The organism is Paenibacillus sp. OSY-SE (assembly GCF_000283315.1).
GTDB lineage: Bacteria > Bacillota > Bacilli > Paenibacillales > Paenibacillaceae > Paenibacillus_B > Paenibacillus_B profundus.
The window spans coordinates 22,969-29,297 of the sequence record NZ_ALKF01000139.1; the positions used below are offsets into that span (position 1 = coordinate 22,969).

Sequence of the window (6,329 nt, forward strand, 5' to 3'; positions counted from 1 at the left end):
CCTCCGCTTATTGGGCCAGCAGCCGAATTGTATCGTCAATAATTTTCTCGTAAGCGATCAGGCCGCTGCCAAGCCAATATTTATTGCTAACTTCATACACATGGCCTTGCTTGGTGGCGGGCATGTTTTTCCAGATAGGACTTTCCATCATCTCTTTCATGCGTTCAGTCCCTTGATCGTAGGCATTAATGACAAAAATATAGTCTGCGTCCAATTCCGGAAGTATCTCCATGGACATATTGGCGCTGTTCTCATTTTCCACGAGCTTGGACATGCCGAGCCCCAGATCCTGATGCACAACATAACCGCACAAGTATTTGCCGCCCATCAGGCTGACGCCTCTGGGTGCGAAGCGAATAATCGCCACCTTTTTTTCTCCAACCGCTTTGTTCAGCTTTTCCTTGGCATCATTCACTTTTTGCTGATAAGCCTGCAGCGCATTGTCGGCTTCAGCAGATTTGCCGAGCAGCTCCCCGATTGTGGCGAGCGACTTCTCAATATTTCCGGAAGCGCTTTTGAACACATAGGTTGGCGCAATCTTGGAGTAGTTCTCATAGTTGCCATTTTGGGCATAGGTCTCAGTGTGCAGAATAATCAGATCGGGATTATAGGTCATTAATACCTCCGGCGAGGGCAGTCCTCCCGAGAGGTCAAGCTTCGGCACATCCTTCAATTCCTCTTGCAGATAGTCGTGTCCCATATTGCCGTTGGACCATTGAGCTACTGGCTTTACGCCCAGCTTGAGCAGAGAGTCCTCCAGATTGGGAGCGAAAATGTTCTTTGGTTCAGCAGGAATTTTGATTTCATGGCCAAGCTCGTCTGTTACCGTCCGCTCACCGGATGGTTCCGCGCTTTTTTCCCCCGCTGCGGACACTTCAGAGGTTGTTGCAGTTGAGCCTTGCTGTCCAGACGATGTGGCGCTGCTCTCTACCTTTGAGCCGCAGGCCGTCAGCAAGCTTACGATAAGCACACAGCACAGCAATGCTGAAATTCGGGCTGTAAAGCCAGACTTTACATGAACAAGACGTTCTAACACGGTATATCTCCTCCTGTGATAATAATTCTCAATTGGCTTGAGTATAAATCATGTGGCAAAGGATTCACCATAGCCGTTATCCAGAAAACCATTTGGACAATTTCCTGTAAACAGAAGCAGCGCTTCATCCAGCATCCGCATGATGGCAACTGCCGAATATTCAAACCACGGATCGGAGGTAATGGGGTATACATGTCTGTTTTTTACTGCTTTCAGCTGACGCCACTCGGCTGAATGCTGCAGCGCCAGCCAGTATGCCCGGGAGGATGCCTCAGGGCACACCAATACAAGAATCCTGTCGGGGCTAAGCTCTGCCACTTGTTCCAATGTCAGCTGCAGGCTGCAGGACGTGTCTCTCCGGCAAGCTGCTTCAAGCTTCAGGTCCTGGTAGAGCACGTCCTCTAACCCGCGGTTCCCATAGATATGGATGCTATGTCCATAGACGCGCAAGGCTAACATTTTGTCTTGTCCCAGCACTTTGTCAATCTGGGTCCGAGCAGACTGAACCCTCTGTTCGTATCGTTGTATCCATTGCTCCGCCTTATCTTCCCTATCCAAAAATCGGGCAATTATCCGCAGCTGGTCTCGCCAACCGTCGTCCGTCGGAACAATGAGAGAAGGCGCAATGTCCATCAATTTTGTCTTATCGAGGGGGCACAGCTGCTCAGTTCCGATAATGGCATCGGGACGAGCCTGAATCAGCCTGTTCAGATTCACCTCGAATGTCCAATTGGTATAGGGATCGGTAAGCTTCAGATGGGACTTAATCTGCGTACGATAGGCGTTATAGTAATAGGGCGTCCACTTCGGATCAAGCGGCGCTGCCGTCGGCATGACATCCAGAGCAAGCAGTTGTCCTGTAACCGAAGAGGAGCACGCAGCTATGCGCCGCCTGGAGTTTTTCACAAAGTCAGACGGGGACACGCCAACCTCCTTCTTGAATTTGCGGCTAAAGTAAAACTCGTCCTTATATCCCACCTTCAAGGCGATATCCCGCAGTCGCTCTCCGGATTCTGCCAAATAACGCTTGGCGCGGTTGATGCGCAGATCCGTCAAGTAATCCATGGCGCTTTGCCCATATGTTTTCTTGAAGAGATCGACAAAATATTTGGGACTGATATTCGCCATCTGGGCCAGCTGTCCAATACAAAGCGGTTCGTTATAATGCTGATCCATGAATTCTCTGATCTCCATCAAGTTCGTTTTTCGATTCCGGCCCGGCGTGAACAAGCTATTGTCTGTCTGCAGCTCTTCTTTTGAAAGCACGAGGAACCTCCTTTTGGTTATAAACCATGAGCAGCTTATGAGCTTATGAAATCCATGATTTATTGTTTGAAAATGATAATCATTATCAATTAATAAACTAACATATGACTCCCCTCTAGTCAATCAAATTTTGGAAAAACTGTGGCATAAAAAGTATGCTCAGCAATGTTTTAAAGACATAAAAATAAGCCCCCAGGCCATTTCCTAAGAACCTCAGTTACCTATCCAAAATTATGAACACTACACCTCTTATTTGCTGTTTTGGGCGCAACATATCCGCTTAATTAGCGTATGCAGCTGCGCTGATACCGACCAAGGTATCCTTACACTCTTGAAATGTTCCAAGTAAACCAGTGCTTTTTCAACACATTCACTTGATGCAGAAAGTCAAAGTAGTAAAATAAGAAAAGTAGTAAAACACATAAAATAAGACCTCAGTTCAACTTAACTGAACCAAGGTCTTGATACTATAAAATATCGCTTCCTCGCTATAGTTCATGGGTAATGTCTGCTAAATAGAAATGTTGACGATACTGCTCATTAAGACAATTAATAGGGCGAGATGGTATTTGATGTGGAGTTCGATAAGTAGTAATGACCAACTGATTATGAATATGTTCAATATAGCTTTACAGTTGGAAGAACCCTGGAAACTCACACATATTGAATTTGAAGGCCAAGATCAAGCTTGGCATCTGTACATCGACTTCGAGCGAGGAACCACATTCGCCTGTCCCTTGTGCGGACCTGCTTGTAAGGCATATGATACCGAGAAGAAGCAATGGAGATACCTCGACTTCTGGAATTGGAAGACCTTCATGCAGGCCAGATTACCACGAGTAAAATGCAGATCGTGCAACAAGGTGACGCAAGTGCCAGTAAAATGGGCTCGGGCGCTGTCTCATTTTACATGGCTTTTTGAAGCATGGGCGATGCGATTGATGGCAGAGATGCCAGTCAATGCAGCAGCCCGTGAGCTTAGGGAACACGATACGAGAATGTGGCGCATTTTTCATCACTACGTCGATAAGGCGATGGCCAATCTTGATTGGTCTAATGTAAAACGAATTGCCATCGATGAAACATCTTCGCGACGAGGGCATCGCTACATTACCTTGTTTGTCGATATGGATCGAAAAATTGTGCTTTTTGCTACAGAGGGAAAAGGTAAGGATACGCTAGAACGCTTCAAGTTGCATATGACGGCAAAAGGCGCTACCGCGCAGCAAATTGAAGAAATCTGTTGCGACATGTCTCCCGCTTTTATCCGAGGCATTGAAGAATACTTCCCAGACGCCGAATTACCTTTACAAATTCCATGTGATGAAGCTCTTGGGTGAAGCCGTGGATGAGGTACGAATTCAAGAGCAGAAGCAGCCCGGAATTGAAACATACAAAATACATTTGGTTGAAAAACGAAGTTAATCTCAAGGCTGAGCAAAAGGAGATTGGTTGGGCCAACCGATCGCAGCTTAACCGCCTTGAAACCCTACTTCAGAACTTGGTACAGAGGTCAAGTGTTTTTCTTGAGGGCTGTACCAAGTTCTGAAATTCTCTTAACGGCGGAAGGGTTATGAAACTAGCAACTGTGCTTTTACCCATCCAGTAGAGCGAAGAGCCAAAAAATCTTTATATTCCGATAAATAATAATCTGCTCCTGGGGTATTATCCTGAAACAAACATGTTTTAATCCCCATTGTCTTGCCAGGTAAAATATCTATCTCCGATCGCCAATAATAAGGTCTGTCTATTCTGTTTCTACTATGTAAATATTCGTATTCATATGCGGATTCTAGAAAGGCTTCAAGCGATTCATTCTCCCACTCTTCTTTTTGGTTTATCCTGTCAGTTCTAAGTTCATTAATAAAGTGTAAAAAGGATTTTTCATCTGTCACTTCATCTACCAATTCGAAAAGCATCTTCTTCATAGTCTGATTTCAATCCTTTGTAATTTTCATTCAGGAATTGCACATAACGTATTAGGAATGAAATTTCCGTTCGTGTTATGTTCATAACCTGGTCCAGAAGCTTTTGTAATCCTCAAACTCACCATCTTCATCTTTCATGCAATACTCCGCACGGAAGATTTCGTCTACGATTTTTTTATTGTGATCATAGAGTGTATAGGGATACAGAAACAATTTATCGCACTCTTCATGTTCCTTCTCAATGACGTTTTCTTCGCAGTATCCTTCTTCAAGAAGTAATTCAACCGCCCCAAAAAAGGATAATCCGTTAAGAATGTTTATGTTAACCAACTTAGTGCCCCCCGTTGAATGAACAATCTGTACAGTTGACTTCATTCTTAACATAGCTACAAAATGTTTGATACAGAAAAATTTTAATTTTTCCCTTAAAAATCTTATCTATTAAGAAATTGCTTTCACTTGCAGCACGAATATGGTGTTAGGTGATGCCGTATTGAAAGGTCTCAAAACGGTTTCGCCTAACTCGTTACCCTCCATATACGCTAGCTTGTCCCCCTAAGTATATCCTTAGTCCATAATATTGGAAATAAAATGATGCATAAAAAACCTCCCCTCCCTATAAAAGCGCCTTACATCCATAAATAATCTTTTTTTTGAAAATTGTTCATAATTTTTATGTAATTTAGGAATTCATATGCAATGTTATTGAATGAAGGGTTATATCTCATCCTTCCAGTCAATCGCGAACCCAAAACGATGTAAAGGAGGTAGAGATATGTTCCGCATCCGCTCACCTGGCCAGACAGTCATTCTCATCATATTCTCTCGCTGATATTGACCCTCGCAATCATAGAAAATGGAACCCATATCATATAAAAGGAGTTGTTGTTCAAATGTTCAAAAAAGTTGCGAGCTTCTCGTTGGCAATCGCTTGTATGGCAGTTCTGGCCCAAGGTGCATATGCAGCGGAAAGTAATCCTCCTGCCAATGTGAATAATCAGCAGCATGCTGTAACCGCCGATGGCGGATTGGTCCTTCTAAGTGCCACGTATGAAATAAAGGAAAATGGAGTTAGATTACGAAGCAAGCCTTCATTATCCGGGACAGTGCTTGGCTTGCTTAATAAGGGCGATATGGTAAACGGAGGCCGTCAAGATCCTGTATACGCGGACGGCTATGCCTGGATAAATGTATATAGCTACAAACATAATGCTTCTGGTTGGGTTGCAATCGATTATTTGACGGAAGTCGGATGAATCTATTTTCAATCGCAATGGGGTTGCCCCATTGCGATTGAACTATTGTATCCTCCCCTGAATAGCGGCGGATTGATGATTTGCAGGGCTTTGTCAGATATCCAGACTCACCACAAGAGTCTGAACGATGCTTCTGATTTTCTTATTAATCCGGTAAATTCTTGTCGTTATCGCGTTAGCCGAAACATCATATTTCCGGGTCAGCTCCGCGATTGACATTTTCTTTAAATAATAATCCGTATACAGTTCGTATTCGCTCGAACTCAACTTCATTAACACTTCATGATACAATTCATCCACATCGACCGCATTTTCGACAAGCTGATCGATTTCATTATCCTGCAACTCCAATCGGTAATTGATATCATCCGTAATGATAACCTCGCGCCTCTTTTTGATATACATGGCCCGAAATGAAAGGTTAATAAAATTCCTTGCCGTAGTGAATAGCCATCCTTCCACATTAGGGTGCCTTTTTAACTTCGAGATTTGCTTTCTCGCTTCGAGAAAGGTATTTTGCGTACATTCATCGGCAAAGTCCATCAGTTCCGGTTGCGATTTGATTAATTTTTTACAATATTTATATACCGGCTTGAAATATGTATCGCATAATTCATTAATAAAAAGATCATCCCGTTCATACCCTTCTCTCATCACAGTGCCGCCTCCTAGCGTAGTGATTGTTATATTTTTATACAAATTCCAGTAATAACTAATTATTCCTATAATGAATAATATAGATTTCACGCCTGAATGTAAAGGCACTATTATGCATTCCAAGACAGATCAGAGAAAAATAACAAAAAAAAAAAAAAAAGCCTCAGTATACTGTTAGCGTGACCA

8 protein-coding genes are annotated in these 6,329 nt (G+C 43.3%); 3 read left to right on the forward strand and 5 right to left on the reverse strand.

Annotation, left to right across the window (positions count from 1 at the left end; all coding sequences use genetic code 11):
• Nucleotides 1–7 precede the first annotated feature (7 nt).
• Both A372_RS0103245 and A372_RS0103250 read right to left on the reverse strand, forming a co-directional pair.
• The gene (locus A372_RS0103245; RefSeq protein WP_019419408.1) at nt 8–1,036 is read right to left on the reverse strand and encodes an ABC transporter substrate-binding protein; all 1,029 of its coding nucleotides are present in this window, start codon (nt 1,034–1,036) and stop codon (nt 8–10) included.
• Between the two features lie 48 nt (nt 1,037–1,084).
• The gene (locus A372_RS0103250) at nt 1,085–2,302 is read right to left on the reverse strand and encodes an ABC transporter substrate-binding protein (RefSeq protein WP_019419409.1); all 1,218 of its coding nucleotides are present in this window, start codon (nt 2,300–2,302) and stop codon (nt 1,085–1,087) included.
• Between the two features lie 572 nt (nt 2,303–2,874).
• Between A372_RS0103250 and A372_RS33100 the strand changes: the two genes are divergently transcribed.
• Both A372_RS33100 and A372_RS39435 read left to right on the forward strand, forming a co-directional pair.
• Nucleotides 2,875–3,642, forward strand: coding sequence for an ISL3 family transposase (locus A372_RS33100; RefSeq protein WP_051004452.1), 768 nt, complete (start codon nt 2,875–2,877; stop codon nt 3,640–3,642).
• On the forward strand, nt 3,626–3,727 hold the full coding sequence (locus A372_RS39435; protein ID WP_443146824.1) for a hypothetical protein: 102 nt from the start codon (nt 3,626–3,628) through the stop codon (nt 3,725–3,727). The genes A372_RS33100 and A372_RS39435 overlap by 17 nt, the downstream gene beginning before the upstream one ends.
• Before the next feature lie 146 nt (nt 3,728–3,873).
• Here A372_RS39435 and A372_RS33105 read toward each other — a convergent pair whose 3' ends face one another.
• Nucleotides 3,874–4,230: a DUF7660 family protein gene (locus tag A372_RS33105; protein WP_019419411.1), complete on the reverse strand. Its 357-nt coding sequence runs from the start codon at nt 4,228–4,230 to the stop codon at nt 3,874–3,876.
• Between the two features lie 81 nt (nt 4,231–4,311).
• Nucleotides 4,312–4,560 (reverse strand): hypothetical protein, encoded by a 249-nt coding sequence (locus A372_RS0103265; protein ID WP_019419412.1) that lies wholly within the window; start codon nt 4,558–4,560, stop codon nt 4,312–4,314.
• A gap of 563 nt (nt 4,561–5,123) precedes the next feature.
• On the opposite strand from A372_RS0103265, the gene A372_RS0103270 reads away from it, so the two are divergent.
• Nucleotides 5,124–5,486, forward strand: a complete 363-nt coding sequence (locus A372_RS0103270; protein ID WP_019419413.1) for an SH3 domain-containing protein — start codon at nt 5,124–5,126, stop codon at nt 5,484–5,486.
• 93 nt (nt 5,487–5,579) lie between these two features.
• Here A372_RS0103270 and A372_RS0103275 read toward each other — a convergent pair whose 3' ends face one another.
• Nucleotides 5,580–6,140: an RNA polymerase sigma factor gene (locus tag A372_RS0103275; RefSeq protein WP_019419414.1), complete on the reverse strand. Its 561-nt coding sequence runs from the start codon at nt 6,138–6,140 to the stop codon at nt 5,580–5,582.
• Nucleotides 6,141–6,329 lie beyond the last annotated feature (189 nt).